The sequence below is a fragment of the Paenibacillus lentus genome (genome assembly GCF_042714055.1).
Classification (GTDB): domain Bacteria; phylum Bacillota; class Bacilli; order Paenibacillales; family Paenibacillaceae; genus Fontibacillus; species Fontibacillus lentus_A.
Map to the genome: position 1 here is coordinate 1 of NZ_JBHGVC010000012.1, position 20164 is coordinate 20164.

Sequence of the window (20164 nt, forward strand, 5' to 3'; positions counted from 1 at the left end):
TTAAGGTATTTAAAATCATTGCTGAGCGTTAAATTCTGTATTTAAATGAATTTCTAGTATTTAAAAAGAGACCGCACAGATAGAGAGCTGAATAGGCATGAAATAGATACATAAATTCCATTTATTTCACTCGAAATCACTGAACTAACAAAAATAAGTACCTGAAATCCATCTAGTATGTTGTTGAGGAAGTCCAACTTATCTGTTGGCAGCGACTCCCAATCCGCCTGAAATCCACCTAGTATGATGTTGAGGGCATCATTCAGACACATTGACACATTGTGAGACTAAAAATCGACCTCGTCCTGGTGCCATGGCTAATTTGATGTTGGTATGGCTTAGGATGTGTTGGTGGCTAAGGATGCCTTCAAAGGAAAAATTAATTTTTAAAAAAGACCCTTATGCCAAAATGGATCTAGTATTACGAAGAACTTGCCTCATGAAGCTGGAGTCAGCCGGAATGTGATCGATCACTTTAATTTTACGCTTTTTCACGTCTAGACTTTTTAATTGATCCGTAAGCACGACACCCGAGATTTGCAATCCCTCTGGCAATGGAACTTCAAAAGCATAATTTTTGGCTTGACTTGTAATCGGGCAGACAAACGCGAAGCCGGTAATTTCATTAAATTCTACCTCAGATAATACGATGGCAGGACGCCGGCCTTCTTGTTCTCGTCCAGCTTGTGGATCAAAATCCAGCCAAACGAGATCTCCGCGCTTGACTATATTCAAATCAACTCGTCTCCTTCGATGCCAAAATCAACTTCCTCGTGGCGTGGTGATTCGGGTTTGATTGTAGAGAGAAGAGCTTGTAAATGAGCACGTAAATCTTCGTTGGTCTCTTCGGGTTTGGATAAAGGACGGAGTAAAATGTCATTGTCTGCGGTCAGCATAATCTGCATTTCGGCTCCTTCTTCGAGATTAAGCTGCTTAATAAGTTGGTTAGGAATTCGTATAGCGTTACTATTTCCCCATTTACTAAGCGATACAGTTGTCATTGGCATCCGTTCCTTTCGTTCATGATACTTCAATAATACCTAATCCTTTCAGTAGTGTATATACATATAATATACATATAATATACATATGCAAGGGATTTGATACGGAAGAAATCCACAGCGAATTATCGTAAAATATAACATGATAGAGTGCAGAGGGTTAAGAAGGGGCGGATACATGCATGCAAATTGATCTGACAGGTAAAATAGCGCTAATTACTGGCGCGACGGGACAGCTCGGCCGAGTCATGACCCGCACGCTTGCCGAGTGCGGCGCAAGGGTCGCGATTCATTACATGAATAATGAAGCTAAAGCGAAGGAATTACAACAAGAAGTCATTTCGGCTGGCGGATCGGCAATGATTGTACAAGGGGATATTACGAAAGAAAACTCCATCCTCAAGATGAAGGAGCAGGTTTGTGCGGAATTGGGAGACCCTGATATTGTCGTTGCGAATGCGGTTGTCCAGTATGCCTGGGCATCCGTTCTGGAGCAGTCGCCGGAGGATTATGTGAGTCAGTTCGAGTCCTGTGTCATGCAGAGCGTTTTTTTGGCAAAAGCATTCATTCCTGCCATGGTCGCCAAGCGAACGGGACGATTCATCGGGATTAACACGGAATGTGCGATGCAGAACTTCCCAGGGCAGTCCGCTTATACGGCAGGCAAAAGAGGCATGGACGGCGTATACCGCGTATTGGCTAAAGAAGTAGGAGAGCACCAAATTACGGTCAATCAGGTGGCCCCCGGCTGGACGATCAGCGAGAAGGATCGCAGTGAAAACAACCTAAATGATGCGGCTTACGTGGAGCAGGTACCGTTGAAGCGCAGAGGCGAAGATCAGGATATTGCCAATGCCGTCGCTTTTCTGGCTTCGGACTTGGCTGGCTTCATTACCGGAGCATATATCCCGGTCAGCGGCGGAAATGTAATGCCTTCCATCTAAGAAAAGAGAGGCGAGTAACATGCAAAGGTTACATCAGCTAAACGAAATCAAACAAGCAATACAGGAGCATGCCTTGGTGCTGCTGTTGATCAAAACAAGCCAATGCGGCGTATGCGAATCGATCCAAGCGAAGGCAGCCAGCTTGCTGGAATCCCATGCAGCGGTACGGGGGATCTATGTATTTATGGAGGATGCCCCGGACACGGCAGCGGAGTATTTGGCGTTGGCCGCGCCGACATTGCTGCTCTTTTTTCAGGGCAAGGAAGTGTATCGGGAGTCCCGCTTTGTCCGTTTTGAGGAATTGGAGCAGGTGCTGTATAGGTACGAGGAGGCTTCGGAGGAGATTTGAATTCGGTTTGTCTATGCGGTATGGTGTACCATGGCTTGGCATGGCTTATCAAAAGATGACCTGACATGCATACCATGGCGGTGGTCGATCTCGAATTAACTGAACCTTGACGGGCGTGGGCCCTTCAAGGTTTTTTTAACATATTAGCAAATATAAAATTTCTGGCCTATCAGGCTCATATAGTTTATGCATCCAATGAATACGGGGGCGCATTCAGGATGTCCGGATGGGATACGCCGAAATAAGCGAGTAAATCTCAAAAAGCGGTCTGTTGAATGTGACGGGGGATGAAATATACGCCGGATCGGTTAACGGTGCTTTTACTCAGCTAAGTGTACAGGAGCTAGAACGCAGATTAAAGGGGCTTGAGAAGCAGGCAACTCTAAAATGATGAGTTGGAAGCGAGTGATCGTTGAAAGTTCCTGAATTATCAGCGATGCCTCCTGGTAATTGGGAATTTTGATACTTTAAGAAAAATGTAGAATGTTGTATGATTATGTAGAAAAAAAGTACATAAAAAATGTGAGAAAGGAAGTTGACTTTTGAAATTTAAATCTAAAAAGACGGCAATGATCGGAACGGCGCTTATTTTATTATTGACCTTTTCTGCTGGGGTATCTGCGGCTTCGACTTTGGAGCGCATTCAGGCAAACCTGAATCATGGCATTTCTTTTTTGCTTAACGGTCAAGCATGGACGGCAAAGGATGCTAATGGAGCGAAGGCTGTGCCAATCAGTTATAAAGGAACTACCTATGTGCCGCTTCGCGCCGTAGCCGAAGCGACTGGAGCGGATGTTCGCTACGATGCGGCCAAACAGCAAATTTCAATTACGGCAGGAACGGTTGCCGAAACGCCGAGCAAGGGAGAACGAACTCCTTTTAACGTAAATAATGTATCTCATTTTAAGTGGAGTTATTATACGAGCGGCATTACTCGAAATAAAGAGGACCTGCAGTTTGGGGAGACCCAATATGAGGCTGCATTCATGGTTACCGGCGTGAACAGTGCGGGCCAAGGCGTTGCTTTTAAAGTGAAGGAAGGCACGAAAAAAGTTGGCGTGCTGGTTGGATTTAAAGCGCCTAAAACCGATAAAGTTTACTCCGGAACGTATACGATTGCCGATAAGGACGGACAGGCTTTTGCTACGGGGAAAATCGAGAGCGGAACTGTAGTCGAGAACGTCATGGTGCTTCCTAACAATACCACGGAGCTGTATGTCAAATTTGAAGGGCCGGCAGGGGATGATTCCACGGGTTATGTGATCTGGGATGAAAGCTGGCTGGAGAATTAATTTATAGGTTTCACTATATGTTTGCTTGCCATTAAGCCGAAAGACGGTCACCTGTGCGTGGCCGTCTTTCGTTTTTTTATTCCTAAAAGCCCGATATATTATTTAAAATTAGTGACACAGTGACATTAATCACGTATAATCATGAGGAGATCAAGAGTATAACAGGTGTTTGATATTAGTAGTACAATTTGCAGGCTGCTAAAAGGGGGAGAGCCTGATGATTTCACTTCATGAAGTAAGCAAGAGCTATGAACAGCAGCGAAACGAGAGGCTGGCTGCGGTTGAAGCGGTGACTCTCAGAATTGAGGAAGGCTCCATTCACGGAATCATCGGGCCTAGCGGTGCAGGGAAGTCCACACTTCTGCGGCTGATGAATATGCTGGAATCTCCAGATACAGGAAGAGTCGTAGTGGAAGGCAAAGATTTAACGGCGATGAACGAGCCGAAGCTGCGGGAGGCGCGAAGATCGATCGGCATGATTTTTCAGCAATTTAATTTGCTCCAGAATCGTACGGTGGGCGGCAATGTCTCGGTTCCGCTAGAGTTAGCCGGGGTGCCGAAGAAGAAGCGGGCTGAACGGGTTCGCGAATGCTTGCAATTTGTCGGCTTATTGGACAAGGCAGAGGAGTATCCTGCGACGCTCAGCGGGGGACAGAAACAGCGAGTGGCCATAGCCCGCGCCCTGGCGAACAGCCCAAAGGTGCTGCTCTGCGATGAGCCGACCTCATCCCTGGATCCCAAGACGACGAACGATATTCTTACGGTCCTGCAGCATGTAAATAAGACCCTGGGGGTCACGATTGTTATGGTTACCCATGAAATGAATGTTGTGGCACGGATTTGCAATCATGTCTCCGTCATGGAGGATGGGCGGTTAACGGACAGCTTTGCATTGGCTGCAAGAGTTGCTGCTGCCAAGAGCCCTCCTCCGAAAACGTACAGGGAACAATTGCTGGGTACGGAGGAGCTTTGCGATGTTTGATGTTTCTATGATCCTGGACAGCATGGTGCAATATGAAGCCGAGATCAGAAAGGCGATCGGCGAGACCTTCCTCATGGTGGGCATATCCGTGGCAGCTGCCATCCTCTGCGGTCTTCCGGCAGGAACGCTGCTCTTTCTATGCCGCAAAGGTCAATTGTATGAAAATCGCTCGTTATCCTGGGTGCTGAATGGACTCGTGAATATCATTCGCTCTTTCCCGTTTTTACTGCTGGTCGTCTTTATGATTCCGCTCACACGCATGATCGTCGGGACGGCGATCGGGACGCTGGCGGCTTCCATTCCTTTATCAATCGTTGCCATCGCGCTGTATTCCAGGCAGGTGGAGCAAGCCTTATTGGATGTGCCCCGCGGGGTGATGGAAGCGGCTCGCTCGATGGGAGCGTCCAAGCTGGAGATGATTGTGAAGTTTTTGTACGTGGAGGCACGCTCAGGCTTGGTGCTGGGTTTAACGACCTCAACTATTAGCTTTATATCTTACTCGACCGTCATGGGCATTGTCGGAGGCGGCGGGATTGGCGACTTTGCCATTCGTTACGGCTATCAGCGCTTTGAGACGGAACTGATGACCGGGGTCATCATCCTGATGATTGTGTTGGTACAGGGCATACAGTTTGCAGGCACAACGATCTCAAGGATACTGGATAAACGATCATAGCGAGAATTTAGATTTTATTTACTACTTAAAGATATATTTGGAGGGAAACATACGATGAAAAAATGGATACTTATGCTCTCATTACTTATGGTTTTCGTAACAGGCTGCGGCAATCAGGCAGCGAACAGCCCTGCTGACAATTCGTCTTCGCAAAATCAACCGGAGGCTCAAACGGAGTCCCAGGAGCAGGAAGCAGTTACTTTAAAAGTAGCTACCTTGATTCCACCGATGACTGAAATTTTAGAGCTCGTCCAGCCGCTGCTGAAGGAGGAAGGGGTTAATCTGGAACTCGTTGTATTATCAGACAACATCCAGCCGAATGATGCACTCGCGAACAAGGAAGTAGACGTTAACTTCTTTCAGCATGTGCCTTATATGGAGCAATACAACGAGAATAAAAATGCCAGCCTGGTAGCCGTTCAGCCAATCTACCATGCCGTATATGGAGCCTACTCGAAGCGCTACAAATCGATGGAGGAGCTGCCGGAAGGTGCGGTAATTGCCATCGCTAACGACCCGTCTAATATTGGCCGCTCGCTGGATATGCTGGATAAGGCTGGAATCATCAAGCTGAAGGAGGGCGTGGGCATTAACGCGACGCAGGCAGATATTATCGAAAACGAGAAGAACTATAAGTTCGAGGAAGTAGACCTGCTCATGCTGGCGCGGATGCTGGACGATGCAGACCTGGTGCTTATGACGCCAGCTTATGCAAGCCCGCTCGGTTTAACGCCGAAGAAGGATGCGCTGCTGACCGAGACGGCGGAATCCGACTTTGCGATTACGCTAGTAGCGCGTGAGGATAACCGGGACTCCGAAGCCGTTCAGAAGCTGGCCAAGGCGATGTCCGGCCCTGAGGTGAAGCAGTTCCTGCAAGAAAATTATGATGAAATCGCAATACCGGCTTTTGAATAAAAATAGTTGCAAAAAGAATCCGGGTCTTCTCCATACAGGAGGAGTCCCGGATTCTTTGCTAAACTCCGCTACTCGATTTGACGCAGGCGCAAATCCTTGGTGAACCACTGACGGTAGCTGAGCGTGCTCAGCAGGATGCTGGTGATGGCGGCGGAGCTGGTGAAGGCAAACACGATAAGGATTTGATACCGCACCGCTTCGACGGGGTTGGCTCCGGCAATGATCATGCCGGTCATCATGCCGGGAAGCTGAACGAGCCCTACGGTCTTCATTCCGTCAATGGTCGGGATCATACTTGATTTCACGGAACGCTTCATCACCTCCTGAACCGATCTTCGAGCGGTCGATCCGAGAGACAGCAGCGTCTCGATTTCTCCGCGCGAGGCATGAATATCGCGCTTGAATTGGTTCAGGAACAAGCCGGCCACGACCATGGCATTGCCGATCGTCATCCCGCTAATCGGAATAATATACTGGGGGGTAGGGTCGATGATGTTCAGCCCGAGCAGCAGGCCCATCATTAATATTTCCGTCGTCGAAATGGCCACGGCGACCCTCCACCAGATGCCCTTCAGACCTTTCCCCCGTTTAGCTGCATTTCTTGAAGCAACGATAATCATGAACAGGATAATGGCTATAATGAACACGGGATGATTGCTGTTAAACACAAACTGAAGGACATATCCGACCAGCAGCAGCTGCGCAGCGGCACGGATTGTGCCGATCGCGATATCTTTTTCCAGATCAAGCTTCTGCCATACGGAGACCAGCATCGTGACCATGACAAATATTATCGTGAAGCTGAGTGCTAGGAGAGACATAATTCCCCCCTGACCAGCGGCTGATCCAGGAACTGACGGGCGAGTTCTGTTTCGGGCTGCTTAAAAAATTGTCCCGCTGCCGTCTTCTCGAGCAACGTGTTGTTCCCCATAAACCACACATAATCGCTGATCCGGGCGGCCTGCTCTAACTGATGCGTCACCCATATCATGCTAGTGCCTTCCTGGCGATGCCAATCCTGGAGCATCTCTTCAACCCGCTTTGCGTTGCTTAGATCCAGTGAAGCCGTAATTTCGTCCAGCAAAAGTATTTTTGGACGCAATAGCAAGGAACGGATCAGGGCGATGCGCTGCTTCTCTCCGCCGGATAAATCGGCTGCATTCTTATGTAAATCCATAGTGTCCAATCCTAGCTGGGTCAACAGCTTGCTCACAAGCTGAGCGTCATAAGGAATATGGTGAAGATGATGGACGGTCTGCAAATTATCCTGAACGCTGCCGGGCAGCATGACTGCTTGTTGGGCCACATAACAGACGTTCTTGCGCCACGCGATAGGGTCGGTTTGCGTCGAAGATACGCCTTCCAAGCGGATATCTCCCTCATCGGCAACGTCCAGCAGGGATAAAATTCGCAGCAAGGTGCTTTTCCCTTGTCCGGAAATACCGAGCAGCGCGACTCGGTCGTGATGATCTAACGCTGCGCTTACATGGCTAAAGAGAAGAGCCTCGGAAGAATTGGCGTGACTCTTCTTCAATTGTTCGAATTCAAGCAGCTTAGGCAAGATGGAAGGGCACCTCTTTTTTGTAGGTTTTTATACAGTTTATTTTAGCAAACCCTTCGGGTTATTAGAACCGGCGATTATTTGGTTATCCACACAATTCTGGGCTTATGGGCATAGAAAGTAAGGAAGGAATAAAAAAATGGATTACGCATGTTGTGAAAAAATGCTATAATGGATGAAAGTGAAATGAAATTACATGAAACAACTCAATCAAATGTGACTTCCTTCACAGGAACAAACATCAATTTGTAGTATTCTAAATTCAAAGCAATAACACTTTTTCATAAAATACAAAAAATTTGAATATGGATCTTCGGGGTAAGGTGAAATTCCTGACCGGCGGTGATAGTCCGTTCCTTGAACGGTCTTCAGCCCGCGACTCGCTGCCTGAACTAGGCTGCGACTGATCTGGTGCAATTCCAGGGCCGACGGTAAAGTCCGGATGGGAGAAGATCAATAATAAGCATGCCATGGATTTATTGTGTCCAGGCAAGCTTATTTGATCAGCCCCCGTCTGCTCGTCGACGGGGGCTTTCTGCGTGCAAGACTCCGTATTCAAGGTAAGGAGACGCATCATGGAAAATGTATCTGTAGGAGTCAAGATCAAACCTTCGCGGCCGCTGCAAGCCACTCGCTCCAAAAGTGGATTCTGGCTGGTCGTTCTGGGCGCTGCCCTATGGGGCGCCGATCCGTTATTTCGCATCATTCTGCTTAAGTCGCTCACATCCGCACAAATCGTGCTGCTGGAGCATATCATTATCGCGCTAATCGCTATTCCCGTCATGTGGAAGAATCGCCAGGAGCTGCGCGGCTTGGGCTGGAAGCAGGCCGGAGCCCTTCTATTCATATCCTGGGGCGGATCGGCCATCGCTACTATTCTGTTCACGATGGGACTCGTCAACGGCAATCCGAATGCCGTACTTTTGCTGCAGAAGCTCCAGCCGCTGTTTGCCATCGTGCTGGCGAGAATGCTGCTCAAGGAACGGCTGCCGCGTCACTTCTCTTGGCTCGTTATTATAGCCGTGGCAGGTACTTATCTGCTAACCTTTGGCTTTACGCTGCCGCTCGGGCATTGGAGCGAAATTGTGCAAGTCGGCAGCTTGCTGTCGCTGGGCGCTGCTGCCCTGTGGGGCGGTTCTACCGTAATGGGCCGCCTGATGGTAGGTCAAATGAAATACGAAACGGTAACCTCGCTGCGTTTCTTGCTGGCGCTGCCGCTGCTATTCGCGATTACCTGGAACGAAGGCGCGGCTTGGAACATACCTACCGAATCCGGCGCATTCGCGGCCGTATCCTTGAATTTGCTCGGTCAAGCGCTGCTGCCAGGCTTGCTTAGCCTGCTCGTTTACTATAAAGGTCTGACAACGACCAAGGCATCCGTAGCCACACTTGCCGAGCTGAGCTTCCCGATGGTCGGTGTGCTCATTAACTGGATTGCCCTCCAGGAGATGGTTACGCTGGCGCAGGCTTTTGGGTTCATCCTGATTTGGACGACATTGTTCATTATTTCCCGACAATCTCAGGAATCGCCTGATGTGGCGATTAAGTCCTCATAATTATTGAGTGAATCGATCATCATAAGTGTCTAATATGGCAATAAAGATTACAGGGCCAGCGGTTTCATCTTCCTTAAGAGAAGAAGCCTGCTGGCTTTTTTGTCTCTATGTAAGGGAATTTACATAAAGCGTAAAATTTGAAGCGATAGCGTTAACACTTGTTCTATATGATGGGGGCGATAATAATTCGGGGAGGTACTTTATTTTGAGAAATAAAAGCAGCAGGGCTCTATTTTTACTGCTGGCGGTTCAGCTTGCTGCCGGCTCACTATGGACTGGAACTACGGCTTTCGCCAAGGCAAATAGCGTACCTCTTGATATAACGGAGCAGATTCTGCCCCAAACTTATGTTACCGGAGCCGTTGGAGAAGGGACTCCAGTTGACGAAATGCTTGCTCCACAATTACCAGCGGATAAATTACTAAGGAATGAATTAAGTACAGATGAATTAGGAACTGTTGATTTGCAGGAAGATGGATTACAGACAGATGAAATTCAAGATACTTACGATCATGCGGATGAGACATTTGCGGTAACACAAAGCGTTTACGCCGCCGCGTTTGCTTCTACCTTTGTGGACAAGCTCTATATCCGCAAAATAGGTTCATACCGGGTCGGTGCGGCGAATAAAGACGGCGGCGTGGCCGAGATCGTCAAATATAATAAACGGAACGGAAAGTTCTACCTGGTGAACGGATCCTCTAATCCGCCGAGCATTGACATTGTGAAGCTTGATGCAAACGAAGTATTAATGAAGGAGAAGACAATTCAAGTCAAGGAGCTGGCTGAGACGGAGGGCTTTGTATACGGCGATCTAACGAGTGTCGATGTTCATGCGGAAACAAGACGAGTGGCCGTATCGGTTCAGGAAGCGGATGCTGCAAAGTCAGGCAAGATTCTCATCTTGGATGAGGACGGAAGTTTATTAACGTCCTACCAAGCTGGCGTGCAGCCGGACATGGTGCTATTTACGCCGGACGGACGCTACATTTTGACCGCAGATGAAGGAGAGCCCCGTGTATCGGGCATAGATCCGGAAGGCAGCGTTACGATTGTGGATACGCTGACCGAAGATGTGGTGCATGTCAAATTTAATGATCCTTCGGTCATTGATGATTTAGTGCATATTCGCGGAGCTTCTGGTGCAGACGGCAGCATAACGGGCCGTGGATCAAAGACGGACACTGTATTCGATCTGGAGCCCGAGTATATCGCCTTGTCAGCAGATGGGGCGACAGCATATGTGTCGCTTCAGGAGAATAACGCGATCGCTGAGGTGGATATCGGCTCCAAAACGGCAACGTCCGTAAGAGGACTTGGCGCTAAGGACTTCAATGATCCGCCCAATGCTCTGGATTTGCTGAAGGATGGCACGATTAAGCTGGAGAATGTTCCTTTTTACGGCTTGTACCTGCCGGATGGGATAGCCGCTTATGACTTCGGTGGGCAAACCTATCTATTTACGGCCAATGAAGGAGATGTGACCGAGTGGCCGGGCAGGGAAAACGGAACGACGCTGGGGAAGCTGCGAACCCGGCTGAGCCCTGACTCGCCAGCGGCACAGTTTCTTGCTGATAAAGGAACGGCTTACGATAAAGTGGAAGTCGCCGGAGACCTGGGAAGTGACGATGTTTACTTGTACGGAGGGCGTTCTTTTGCCGTCTGGAATGCTTCAGATATGAAGCTTGTCTATGATAGCGGCAGTGATTTCGAGCAAATCACCGCTCAGCGGCTGCCGGATTACTTTAATACGAGCAACAGCAAAACAGAGCCGGATGACCGCAGCAGCAAAAAAGGGCCTGAGCCCGAATACGTCACACTCGGCCAGGTCGGCGACAAGGTGTTCGCTTTCGTCGGGCTGGAGCGGATCGGCGGCGTCATGACCTATGACGTAACGAATCCGGCTGCGCCCGAATTCGTTAATTATACAAATACGCGCGATTTTGGCGCCGGCCTGGAGACCGATACCGGACCGGAAGGATTAGAGTTTATTTCAGCACCGGATAGTCCGACAGGTCGCCCGCTATTGCTCGTGGCTAATGAAGTCGGCGGGACGGTTGCCGTGCTTGAGCTGGAGGTTAGCAAAGTTACCTTAAATAAAACCGAGCTGCAGCTCAGCTTAGGCGGGGACGGGGAAAAGCTGGTTGCAACGGTAGATGCGGTCGGCGTAGGCCAGCCTGGTGTCAGGTGGAGCTCCTCAGATCCAAGTGTGGCTTCCGTAAATGCTGTCGGCCTGGTCACACCCGTTTCTGCCGGAATTGCCCAAATTACAGCAGTGAGCGAGGACGGCTACGGGATGGCCTTGGCAAAGATTACGGTCAGCGAGGCTTCCACTGCAGATTGGAAGCTGACCGTCATGCATACGAACGATACGCATGCTCACTTGGCCGATATCGCAAGACGCGGAACGCTCGTCAGGGAAATACGCGAGGAGACGGCGGGCAATAGCTTGCTGGTGGATGCGGGAGATGTATTTTCAGGGGATCTTTATTTTACGAAATGGCTGGGACTGGCGGATCTAGCGTTTATGAATAGGCTGAATTATGATGCGATGACATTTGGCAATCATGAATTTGATCGAGGGACGGCGGTGCTTGCTGATTTTGTAGGTCAGGCGCAATTTCCGCTCGTGAGCTCGAATATTGATTTTAGCAAGGATAGAAGCATGAGCCCATGGATCAGAGCACCGAAGACGATTGATGCTGGAGCTCTCAAGACGACCGGGGACGCTGGTGTGTATCCATATGTCGTGTTAGATGTGAACGGCAAGCGTGTTGGGATCATGGGCCTGACGACGGAAGATACGAAGGAAACATCGAGTCCGGGCAAGGACGTTGTTTTTCGTCAAGCCACGGAAGCTGCTGCAGAGACGGTAAAGGCTATGGAGCAGGAAGGAATCAACATTATTATCGTATTGTCTCATCTGGGCTATAGCCGGGATAAGCAGTTGGCTAGCGTGGTAGAAGGAATCGACCTTATCGTTGGCGGACATACGCATACCAAGCTGGAAAGGCCTGAAATTGTTGTGAACTCCAGCGGCAGTGAGCCGACCGTGATTGTCCAGGCCAACGAGTGGGGGAAATATTTGGGCCGGGTGGATCTTTATTTCGACCGTAACGGGGTTGTGTTAACGGGATCAGGCCAAACGTCCGGACAGCTGATTGCGGTAGACAGCGAAGTGGAGGAAAACAGCGTACTGTTAGCCATGCTGAAACCATTCAATGCAGCGCTGGATGTGCTCAAAAAACAAGTGATCGGAATTGCCGACGCTGCTCTTGACGGCGAACGTAACCATGTCCGCTCCAGAGAGACGAATCTCGGCAATCTTATCGCTGACGGTATGCTGGCGAAGGGGAAATCATTAAAAAATGCCGACGTGGCTCTGACGAACGGCGGCGGGATTCGTGCCTCTATCGATGAAGGCGAAATTACGATGGGCGAGCTGCGCACGGTAATGCCGTTCGGGAATACCCTTGTTATGCTGGACGTGACGGGGAAGCAGCTTAAGGACGGCCTGGAGAACGGAATCAGCGGAGCCAAGCTCGCCGACCTGCCGGGCAAATTCCCGCAGGTTGCCGGGATGAAATTCAAGTGGGATCCGCATGGTTCTGTGGGCAATAAAGTATATGATGTTCAGATCAAGAGCGGGGATCGATACATTGCGTTAAATGAATCTGCTACGTATCGTTTGGCGACAAACAGCTTTGTGGCGAACGGGGGAGACGGATATGTTTCTTTTGCCGAGGCCATTGCGAGTGGAGCGTATTATGAGGATCTTGGATACCCGGATTATGAGATTTTCATGGACTATGTAGAGCAGCTTGGCGGTAAAGTCTCTCCTAAGGTAGAAGGCCGGATTGTGGAGCAGGCCAAACCCGGGGGGAATCCAGGAGATGGCAACGGCAGCGTTGGCGGGGGGACTGGTAATGGGGGCAGCAGTAGCAGCCCTGATGATGGAGGAAGCCACAGTGACAGTCCTGACTTAAAGCAGGAAAATGGGGTTGGCGCTAATGATGCCAGCGCGAGCCATGGCACAGGAGCCTACATGCTGGCGGGGGAAAAATTGCAAATGACGGAAGCAACCGCTGCAGACGGAACGGAGATGATTCGAATTACAGCTCGATTGTCCGATGTGGAGGCGGCTTTGGCAGCCGCTGAGAAGGGGCAGCGCGAGGTGATTATTCAGACGGGGACACCGATTGCGGCAGGATCGGGTTCATCTCTGCGGCCAATCATAGTTTCGCTTCCGGCAAAGGTACTGGCCTCAGCCTCAGGAAGAGATAAAAACCTAATCTTGGTCATACGCACCGCTTCGGCTAGTTACCATCTCCCTCTGCATGTACTCGGGTTGCAGCCATTGGCGAGCGGAAGCCATCCGCCGGATCTGGATGCGGCATGGGTCAATGTGACCTTAGCGCCGATCTCAGGCAAGAGATTAGAGCAAATTAACGATGAAGCTGTCGCTCTGGGCGCAAGGCTCGTCCCTCAAACAGCGATTGATTTTAAGGTCACTTTATCAGTGAATGATTCGGAGCGTGAAATCGGCTATTTTGGATTGACCTATATCAGTCGAATGATTCGTATCCCTGCAAGGGACGCTGATAAACCATTAACGGCAGTCCAATACGTTGAGGCTGCCCAGGAGCTGCAATTCGTGCCTGCTGTAAAAAAAGTCACCGAAGAAGGAGCCGCGCTGGAAATCAAACGGCCGGGCAACAGCATTTATGCTGTGCTGGAATACAGCAAAACATTTACGGATATTCAAGGACACTGGGCGGAGCAGCAGATCGAAGCATTGGCCTCGCGAATGATCGCTAAGGGCATTGATGAGTCAAGCTTTGCCCCTGGACAAGTCATGAGCAAAGCGGAATTTACAGCTTTGCTGATTAGGAGCTTGGGATTGCTTCCAGCCATGACTCCTGGCAATGACCCATTTGCGGATGTCGGGCCGAATACGCCATTTGCGGCGGAAATCGCCGCTGCAGCGCAATATGGTATCGTTAGCGGCGATGAATCCGGCCGCTTTGCACCGGAGAAAGAGCTGACCCGCGCTGAAATGGCCGTGATGGCAGCACATGCGATTCGGCTTGTCAAAGGGAACGAGAAGCATACGGCAGTGGATTCGGCAGCGCAGGCTAATTCAGCGAATGCCGCCGGAGGGGTTCATTCCTTGTTGAAATTTAAAGATCGGGATACCCTGCCTGCTTGGGCGGCGACGAACGTCGAATTGCTGGCCGATTACGGAATTATCCAAGGAAATAACCTCGGTGAATTCGACTATGGAGGCAAGGTCACGCGCGCCCAGGCTGCGGTAATATTGCTAAAAATGCTGCAGCTGCTGAGGTTTATAGATTAAACCGCTGCGGCTGGTGCCGAATATCAGAAAAATGACTCCTAAACAAACAGCCGTTCTCCAGAGAGAACGGCTGTTACTAATTGCAGCGGTTTGGGCATCAATTATTTGCTGCAGTATGGTCATCCGATGTAATGATTACAATTTCGGCATTCGTGATGCCTGGTAATGAGCGGGTCATAATAGGGGAATGGTAAGCGACAATTTTCATGCCTGCTTTTAATTCGGTTTCCCCGCCAATTAATGGAATCACTGTGGTATCTTCGAGCACATTCAAGATCACGTCGTTGCCTGTAGATTGATCGGAATTCACATCAACGTACACTTGGCCTTTCGCTGTACGATTCGTTTCGACGATGGTGCCCTCGACTTTAATAGCTTCCTCGGTCTTAACAACGATTTTATCTGCATGCGTCTGAGCAGGGTAGATCATCGTCATTACTTCTCCGTAATAAGCATCAACACTTGTATCGGCTTTTAAGGCATCCAATTTTAACGTGTTGCCGTCTTGATCCAAGACTTGGGTATTCTCATCCACGGTTAGAATGACATAATTTACTCCGCCCTGCTCCATCGCTTTTCCGATTACCGTAATCTTGTCCTCGGCTGCATTCGTAATAATTCCACTTGTGCCCGGAGCCTCTTCTTGATCTGTTTCTCCGGATGCCGTGACCAAGACATAATTTGTAGTCGATTGAGGCGGAAGACTCGCCGTAACAGCAGGGCCGTAGAACGCTCTGATGCTCATGCCGGATTGGAGCTCGCTTGCATTGATGGCTTTGCCGTCTTGGCCTAATATTTGGGCATTGTCGGCAAAGTGCAGGACAATCGTATCCTCATACCCGGAGTAGATGTTTGTACCATTTACAACAATACCGTTTTCCTTTACCTCGGAAATGGTACCATTGATTCCGGTAAAGCTCTGATCCTGAACAACCAACGTCAAAGCTGTTCCGCGCGCAGGAAGGCTTTTCGTAATATTAGGGCTATAGAATGCTTTAACAACCATATTTTTATCGATGATCGTTTTTAAGGGAACCGTTTTTCCCCGGGCATCTATGATCTTGGTATCTTTGGTGATAGCTAAAATAATTTCGCTTTGATCTGTCGGAGCAAGCCCGCGACCGGTAACGGTAATGAACTTGCCTGTTTTATCATTCACGAAATCTGTGATCTGGCCCATTGTGCCAGGTATGGTCTTCACTTGATTGACAATCAACCCTTGTCCGTTATGGATCGTTGGAAGCGGAATATCCTGTGCGCTTACTGCTAGCGGCACTGCCGCCACCGCAAGAATAGCCGTAGTTACTAACGCTTTATGCATTTTTCTCATTTTGTCATACCTCCACTTTTTCCATGATGTATTTGTACTGTGCGGTTGTCTACAATTTCATAGACGAAGCATATCTTGGAATGTTGCAATTTTTTTATTAGACCTTTTCCTAACGGAACTTTGTCTACAGGCTGTGAGGGTGTTGGGGGGGCGTCCTTTTTCGTCAGTTGACAAGAATTAGGTAAATGGATACCTTATTATAGAATTGAATATTAAGAATGAAAATGCTTTTGTCATAGGGGGATATCTAACTTGAATAAATGGATGGCGGTTTTATTGGCGGGTCTCATGGCGGCGATTGTCGTTTCAGGCTGCAAAGCCAATTCAACTCCGCATTCAAACCTGCCGGAGGCCGCAGAGCTTATCGAGCGAATTAGCGAGGCCGGAAAGGAATTAAAGAGCTTCTCGATTGAAGAGGATGTATATCAGATTATTGTAGACAGGGTTTCGAATACTGCTTCCACGGAGCAAATCGTCGATACGTTGACGATAAGCGATATTATTAAGGAGCCGTTTCAGATGCATGTGAGCTCTGATACGAAGCTGCCCACCGAGGATATGTCCATGGAAATGGAACAGTACGTAACGAAAGATGCCATATACATGAAGTTAGGCAGTGAATGGATGAAGATGAATGAAGAGTTGAGAGTAAAAGTGATGCCAAGCATGGAGGAAGAAGGCTATCCCTGGCGACAGCTTGAGCCCTATCAATCCGTTCAGGACGTACTGGAAGTCAGCGAAGAAGGGGAACATTATGTAATTAGAGCGAAGCTGAATGAGAGTCAACTGATAAAGTTCACCGAAAGCTATAGAAACCAGACCAATTTTCGAGGCGAGCCGCTGACGGATAATTATTCCGATCTAAAGATCAGAAAGGCCAACATAGTGTACACCGTCCACAAAGACACTTATTACCCCGTTGAAATCAGTCTATCCACGGATATGGATGTGACGCTGGCGTCAGGCAGCACGTTTTCTATAGAAAGCGAATCGAGAAGCAAATATTCCAATTATAATGGAATCAAGGAAATCAGTATACCGAAGGAAGCGCTGGCCGCCAAATAAATACAGGACGCAAAACTCGGAACGCCCCCCGGCAAGGGGGGGCGTTCATTTGCGATTGGGAAGCAGAGGAGGCTTCATCAATGATGCGAAATTTCGCGGGCTGCTTCATAAACGGGCTGGCTGGCTGCGGAAAGGCCCGGCTCGGTTGGGAAAACCCATTTACGCACAACGAAATATATGATCTCAACCAGCACAATTGCTCCCGCAATATCCAGGACAACATGCTGCTTTACGAATACCGTGGAAGCCGTAATCGTCCAGGATGCGATGATAATCGTCCATTTGGCCAAGGCCGACCATTTGCATTCAGACAATCCTTTGAGCATCAAATAACTGGTAAGGACATGAATGCTCGGAAAACAGTTATAAGGGCCATCCGTCTGGTAAATGAAATTGACCAGCCAGTAGGTTAGCCCCGTCTCTGTAATCACCGGACGACCTACGGTCGTCTGGTAGAAAAAGAAGGTGATATAGCTGGCGACGAGTCCCAGGCATAGCGTAAGCAGCGTGCGGTAGTACGTTGTTTTATTTTTTATAAAATAAGCAACGAGCATGGTCAGAATAAAAGGATACCATAGGATATACGGGATAATAAAAGCAGGTATAAAGGGGATGTAGTCATCCCAGGAGATCATCAGGCTTCTGACGGTTGTATTCCCGTGATTCAATACGCCATAAAAAATGTTTAGCACAGGAATGGCTAAAATCCATAACAATGGCTTGTAATCTGCATGCGTCCTCTTCAAACAGTTCTACCCCTTACTTCTTCAAATTCTGTATATATGCTACTCCATAGGTATAGCAGATGTGCAGAAAAATCACCACCTATTTAATGTAAGAACTTTCTTACAGAGTTTTAATATTATAACTTTGATATTGATCTGAACTATGAGTTTAGTTGAATCTAAGTTTGAAGGTGATATATTGTTGTTTACAAAAAACAGGTGTCCGGTTATACTTGAAGAAAATAACTAATATTATTTTCGAATATGGAGATTATATCCACACAAATTCATATTCAGGCATATGAGAATATTTTTTTAAGCTTTTTAGGAGATTATATCCGCTTTATATTAAATAATAAAATAATTTTTTCTTTTTAATGGAGGCTTTCACGATGTTGCATTCAATGATTCAAACGCTTAAAGGCGGACTTATTGTTTCCTGTCAGGCTCTTGAGGATGCTGAATGATTTCGTAGATAGATATTTACGGGAAACTATAGCCCCGGACATTGGTGTTCGCAATGTATCGTTGCCTTGGGAGCGAATGTTTGAAGTGGCCTTTGCTCTTGAAACGGGGAATGGCTAAGGACGGATATACCCCAGTTCGTGATGAACTGTCGCGCCAACTGCTTCCTGTTTTTGAGGAGAGAGCACGGGAAATCGATGTAGCTGCGGCTTCCTTAAAATCATTTGGGGAGTAGTTGGGGCTGTGGCAGGCTTTTTTGTATAAAAATTAATTTTCCCGTAATGCAGCTTGTTGGGACATACAGATTGCCTTTTACAGGAATTTATGTATAACTTAATATAGGTGAGTCTACAGTACCGCTATTGTAGGGCTGCCTGAAAGGGGAATTGATTTGTCCATCGAGCAGGGAATGGGAAAGACATTGTTATCCATAAGAAGTCATTTTAATGGATTGACCAAAACAGAACAGAAAGTAGCAAACTTTATATTAAAGAATGCTCAAGATATTATTTATCATTCGGTAACCGAGCTTGCGGAGAGAGCTGACGTCGGTGAGACGACGGTGATCCGCTTTTGCCGAAAGCTGAAATTCCATGGTTTCCAGGATTTTAAATTAGCTCTGGCGCAAGATTTGGTCAAGCCATCCGATCGACTGTATAACGAGGTGTCTGAAGAGGATGATGCCGAAACTTTAAATCGCAAGGTAATCTCCATGCATATTGAGACGCTGGAACAAACTTCGGAGCTGATTAGTTCGGATCAGCTGGAGAAGACCATTGATTTATTGACTGGAGCTAATCATATTCACTTTTTTGGTGTAGGCTCCTCAGGATTAACGGCATTGCAGGCCGCGCACAGCTTCTCCAGGATCGGCAAGCAAAGCTTCGCAAAGACGGATACGCACTTTCAGGCCATGACAGCTTCGTTAATGCGTCCGGGAGATGTAGCTGTCGGGATATCCATCTCGGGAAGCACTAAGGATACATTAGAGAACTTGAGCCTGGCCAAGAAGGCGGGCGCCAAAATAGTGGTTATTACAAGCAATGCCCGCTCTCCAATCACCAAACTCGCGGATATCGAACTGTTGATGGTTGCCAGAGAAAATCCATTTCAAGGCAGCTCTATGGCCGCAAAGATATCCCAGCTTGCTATTATTGATATCCTGAATGTTGGGGTTTCTTTGAAAATAAAAGATGAAGCTCTGAAGTACCGCAAGATAACGGCAAAAGCAATCTCGGAGAAACTGTACTAACGAGAACACCAATAATCTCAATTATTGTTCATTTCATACAACGTAATCCTATCTGCCAAGAAGCTGTGCAAATTTGGACGCCATGATTTGAGACGGATAGACTGCCCGAATGAGTTGAAACGAAAAGCTCTCCATCGCTTGGAGAGCTTTTTCTGATCCTATGACTTGATTTTTCTTATTTAAAAGCAATTGAAAAAGCACTATATACTATTAAAACAGCCATAATGATATTGAAGGGTTGTCTGCTGCCTGACACTAAGGTCGTATTGAGAAATGAAATACAGGTATTGTCTGAAGACAATGGAAGGTATCGAGTATATCCCTATTTTCCTTATCAAGAGGATCGACGCTTTGAAGTATATACTGTTGAAATTGAGCAAGGAGGGATACTGCGATCTGAGGGTCATAGAGAGGGGACGGAGGAGTATATTACTGTTTTTGATGGGGAGCTCCTGATCGTTGTAAATGAATGCGAATATAAATTAAAGCGTGGAGACTCCATCAGGGTTAGGGCGGACAGGCCCCAACCTACTCTAACCCAGGGGAAGTACTAGCCCGGCTAAGCATGACGATATACTATGCAACCCTAGTTCATGAACTCCCCAGCAAGCCAGGCATTTCCTTCAGGCACAAAAAAGACCCGGTGCAGGTCACGTCATTTTGACTTACACCGGGTCTTCACGTGTCTCAGGCGA

At 48.1% G+C, this 20164-nt stretch carries 17 protein-coding genes, 1 pseudogene and 1 riboswitch; of the genes and pseudogenes, 12 read left to right on the forward strand and 6 right to left on the reverse strand.

Annotated elements, in window-relative coordinates; translation table 11 throughout:
* Window positions 1-399: 399 nt before the first annotated feature.
* Both ACE3MQ_RS21605 and ACE3MQ_RS21610 read right to left on the reverse strand, forming a co-directional pair.
* Window positions 400-735, reverse strand: coding sequence for a type II toxin-antitoxin system PemK/MazF family toxin (locus tag ACE3MQ_RS21605; RefSeq protein WP_379396588.1), 336 nt, complete (start codon window positions 733-735; stop codon window positions 400-402).
* Window positions 732-1001 carry an AbrB/MazE/SpoVT family DNA-binding domain-containing protein gene (locus ACE3MQ_RS21610; protein WP_379396590.1) on the reverse strand — a complete coding sequence of 90 codons (270 nt, stop codon included), beginning with the start codon at window positions 999-1001 and terminating at the stop codon, window positions 732-734. Before ACE3MQ_RS21610 ends, ACE3MQ_RS21605 begins: the two co-directional genes overlap by 4 nt.
* Before the next feature lie 182 nt (window positions 1002-1183).
* Between ACE3MQ_RS21610 and ACE3MQ_RS21615 the strand changes: the two genes are divergently transcribed.
* From ACE3MQ_RS21615 to ACE3MQ_RS21640, 6 genes are all read left to right on the forward strand, one after another.
* Window positions 1184-1945 carry an SDR family NAD(P)-dependent oxidoreductase gene (locus ACE3MQ_RS21615; RefSeq protein ID WP_379396592.1) on the forward strand — a complete coding sequence of 254 codons (762 nt, stop codon included), beginning with the start codon at window positions 1184-1186 and terminating at the stop codon, window positions 1943-1945.
* A gap of 19 nt (window positions 1946-1964) precedes the next feature.
* Window positions 1965-2294 (forward strand): thioredoxin domain-containing protein, encoded by a 330-nt coding sequence (locus ACE3MQ_RS21620; RefSeq protein ID WP_379396594.1) that lies wholly within the window; start codon window positions 1965-1967, stop codon window positions 2292-2294.
* A 542-nt stretch (window positions 2295-2836) separates the two neighbouring features.
* A complete protein-coding gene (locus tag ACE3MQ_RS21625; RefSeq protein WP_379396596.1) occupies window positions 2837-3586 on the forward strand; it encodes a stalk domain-containing protein in 750 nt (249 codons plus the stop codon).
* A gap of 217 nt (window positions 3587-3803) precedes the next feature.
* Window positions 3804-4568, forward strand: a complete 765-nt coding sequence (locus tag ACE3MQ_RS21630) for a methionine ABC transporter ATP-binding protein (RefSeq protein ID WP_379396598.1) — start codon at window positions 3804-3806, stop codon at window positions 4566-4568.
* Window positions 4561-5244, forward strand: coding sequence for a methionine ABC transporter permease (locus ACE3MQ_RS21635; RefSeq protein ID WP_379396601.1), 684 nt, complete (start codon window positions 4561-4563; stop codon window positions 5242-5244). Before ACE3MQ_RS21630 ends, ACE3MQ_RS21635 begins: the two co-directional genes overlap by 8 nt.
* 54 nt (window positions 5245-5298) lie before the next feature.
* Complete coding sequence (locus ACE3MQ_RS21640) at window positions 5299-6159, forward strand: MetQ/NlpA family ABC transporter substrate-binding protein (protein ID WP_379396603.1); 861 nt, start codon at window positions 5299-5301, stop codon at window positions 6157-6159.
* 68 nt (window positions 6160-6227) lie between these two features.
* On the opposite strand, the gene ACE3MQ_RS21645 is transcribed toward ACE3MQ_RS21640, so the two are convergent.
* Both ACE3MQ_RS21645 and ACE3MQ_RS21650 read right to left on the reverse strand, forming a co-directional pair.
* Window positions 6228-6980 (reverse strand): ABC transporter permease, encoded by a 753-nt coding sequence (locus ACE3MQ_RS21645; RefSeq protein ID WP_379396605.1) that lies wholly within the window; start codon window positions 6978-6980, stop codon window positions 6228-6230.
* Window positions 6968-7720 (reverse strand): ABC transporter ATP-binding protein, encoded by a 753-nt coding sequence (locus ACE3MQ_RS21650; RefSeq protein ID WP_379396607.1) that lies wholly within the window; start codon window positions 7718-7720, stop codon window positions 6968-6970. The genes ACE3MQ_RS21645 and ACE3MQ_RS21650 overlap by 13 nt, the downstream gene beginning before the upstream one ends.
* A gap of 305 nt (window positions 7721-8025) precedes the next feature.
* A riboswitch (FMN riboswitch) is annotated at window positions 8026-8178 on the forward strand.
* A gap of 117 nt (window positions 8179-8295) precedes the next feature.
* Between ACE3MQ_RS21650 and ACE3MQ_RS21655 the strand changes: the two genes are divergently transcribed.
* The gene (locus ACE3MQ_RS21655) at window positions 8296-9276 is read left to right on the forward strand and encodes a DMT family transporter (RefSeq protein ID WP_379396610.1); all 981 of its coding nucleotides are present in this window, start codon (window positions 8296-8298) and stop codon (window positions 9274-9276) included.
* A 205-nt stretch (window positions 9277-9481) separates the two neighbouring features.
* A complete protein-coding gene (locus ACE3MQ_RS21660; RefSeq protein ID WP_379396612.1) occupies window positions 9482-14632 on the forward strand; it encodes a choice-of-anchor I family protein in 5151 nt (1716 codons plus the stop codon).
* A 97-nt stretch (window positions 14633-14729) separates the two neighbouring features.
* Here the strand turns inward: ACE3MQ_RS21660 and ACE3MQ_RS21665 are convergent, their stop codons facing one another.
* Window positions 14730-15962: a peptidase gene (locus tag ACE3MQ_RS21665; protein WP_379396614.1), complete on the reverse strand. Its 1233-nt coding sequence runs from the start codon at window positions 15960-15962 to the stop codon at window positions 14730-14732.
* Window positions 15963-16214: 252 nt separating this feature from the next.
* On the opposite strand from ACE3MQ_RS21665, the gene ACE3MQ_RS21670 reads away from it, so the two are divergent.
* Window positions 16215-17027, forward strand: coding sequence for a DUF6612 family protein (locus tag ACE3MQ_RS21670; RefSeq protein ID WP_379396616.1), 813 nt, complete (start codon window positions 16215-16217; stop codon window positions 17025-17027).
* 77 nt (window positions 17028-17104) lie between these two features.
* On the opposite strand, the gene ACE3MQ_RS21675 is transcribed toward ACE3MQ_RS21670, so the two are convergent.
* Window positions 17105-17773, reverse strand: a complete 669-nt coding sequence (locus tag ACE3MQ_RS21675) for a phosphatase PAP2 family protein (protein ID WP_379396618.1) — start codon at window positions 17771-17773, stop codon at window positions 17105-17107.
* 526 nt (window positions 17774-18299) lie between these two features.
* Here ACE3MQ_RS21675 and ACE3MQ_RS21680 point away from each other — a divergent pair.
* The 3 genes and pseudogenes from ACE3MQ_RS21680 to ACE3MQ_RS21690 form a co-directional block, all read left to right on the forward strand.
* Window positions 18300-18452, forward strand: a complete 153-nt coding sequence (locus tag ACE3MQ_RS21680) for a hypothetical protein (protein ID WP_379396620.1) — start codon at window positions 18300-18302, stop codon at window positions 18450-18452.
* Window positions 18453-18608: 156 nt separating this feature from the next.
* On the forward strand, window positions 18609-19469 hold the full coding sequence (locus ACE3MQ_RS21685) for a MurR/RpiR family transcriptional regulator (RefSeq protein WP_379396622.1): 861 nt from the start codon (window positions 18609-18611) through the stop codon (window positions 19467-19469).
* A gap of 245 nt (window positions 19470-19714) precedes the next feature.
* A pseudogene (locus ACE3MQ_RS21690) lies at window positions 19715-20049 on the forward strand (cupin domain-containing protein); the annotation flags it as partial.
* Between the last annotated feature and the right edge of the window lie 115 nt (window positions 20050-20164).

Bases quoted from the DNA above. Each gene is read 5' to 3' on its own strand.
- ACE3MQ_RS21610 (WP_379396590.1), bottom strand. From the start codon at position 1,001: ATGACAACTGTATCGCTTAGTAAATGGGGAAATAGTAACGCTATACGA.
- ACE3MQ_RS21615 (WP_379396592.1), top strand. From the start codon at position 1,184: ATGCAAATTGATCTGACAGGTAAAATAGCGCTAATTACTGGCGCGACG.
- ACE3MQ_RS21620 (WP_379396594.1), top strand. From the start codon at position 1,965: ATGCAAAGGTTACATCAGCTAAACGAAATCAAACAAGCAATACAGGAG.
- ACE3MQ_RS21630 (WP_379396598.1), top strand. From the start codon at position 3,804: ATGATTTCACTTCATGAAGTAAGCAAGAGCTATGAACAGCAGCGAAAC.
- ACE3MQ_RS21635 (WP_379396601.1), top strand. From the start codon at position 4,561: ATGTTTGATGTTTCTATGATCCTGGACAGCATGGTGCAATATGAAGCC.
- ACE3MQ_RS21640 (WP_379396603.1), top strand. From the start codon at position 5,299: ATGAAAAAATGGATACTTATGCTCTCATTACTTATGGTTTTCGTAACA.
- ACE3MQ_RS21645 (WP_379396605.1), bottom strand. From the start codon at position 6,980: ATGTCTCTCCTAGCACTCAGCTTCACGATAATATTTGTCATGGTCACG.
- ACE3MQ_RS21655 (WP_379396610.1), top strand. From the start codon at position 8,296: ATGGAAAATGTATCTGTAGGAGTCAAGATCAAACCTTCGCGGCCGCTG.
- ACE3MQ_RS21665 (WP_379396614.1), bottom strand. From the start codon at position 15,962: ATGAGAAAAATGCATAAAGCGTTAGTAACTACGGCTATTCTTGCGGTG.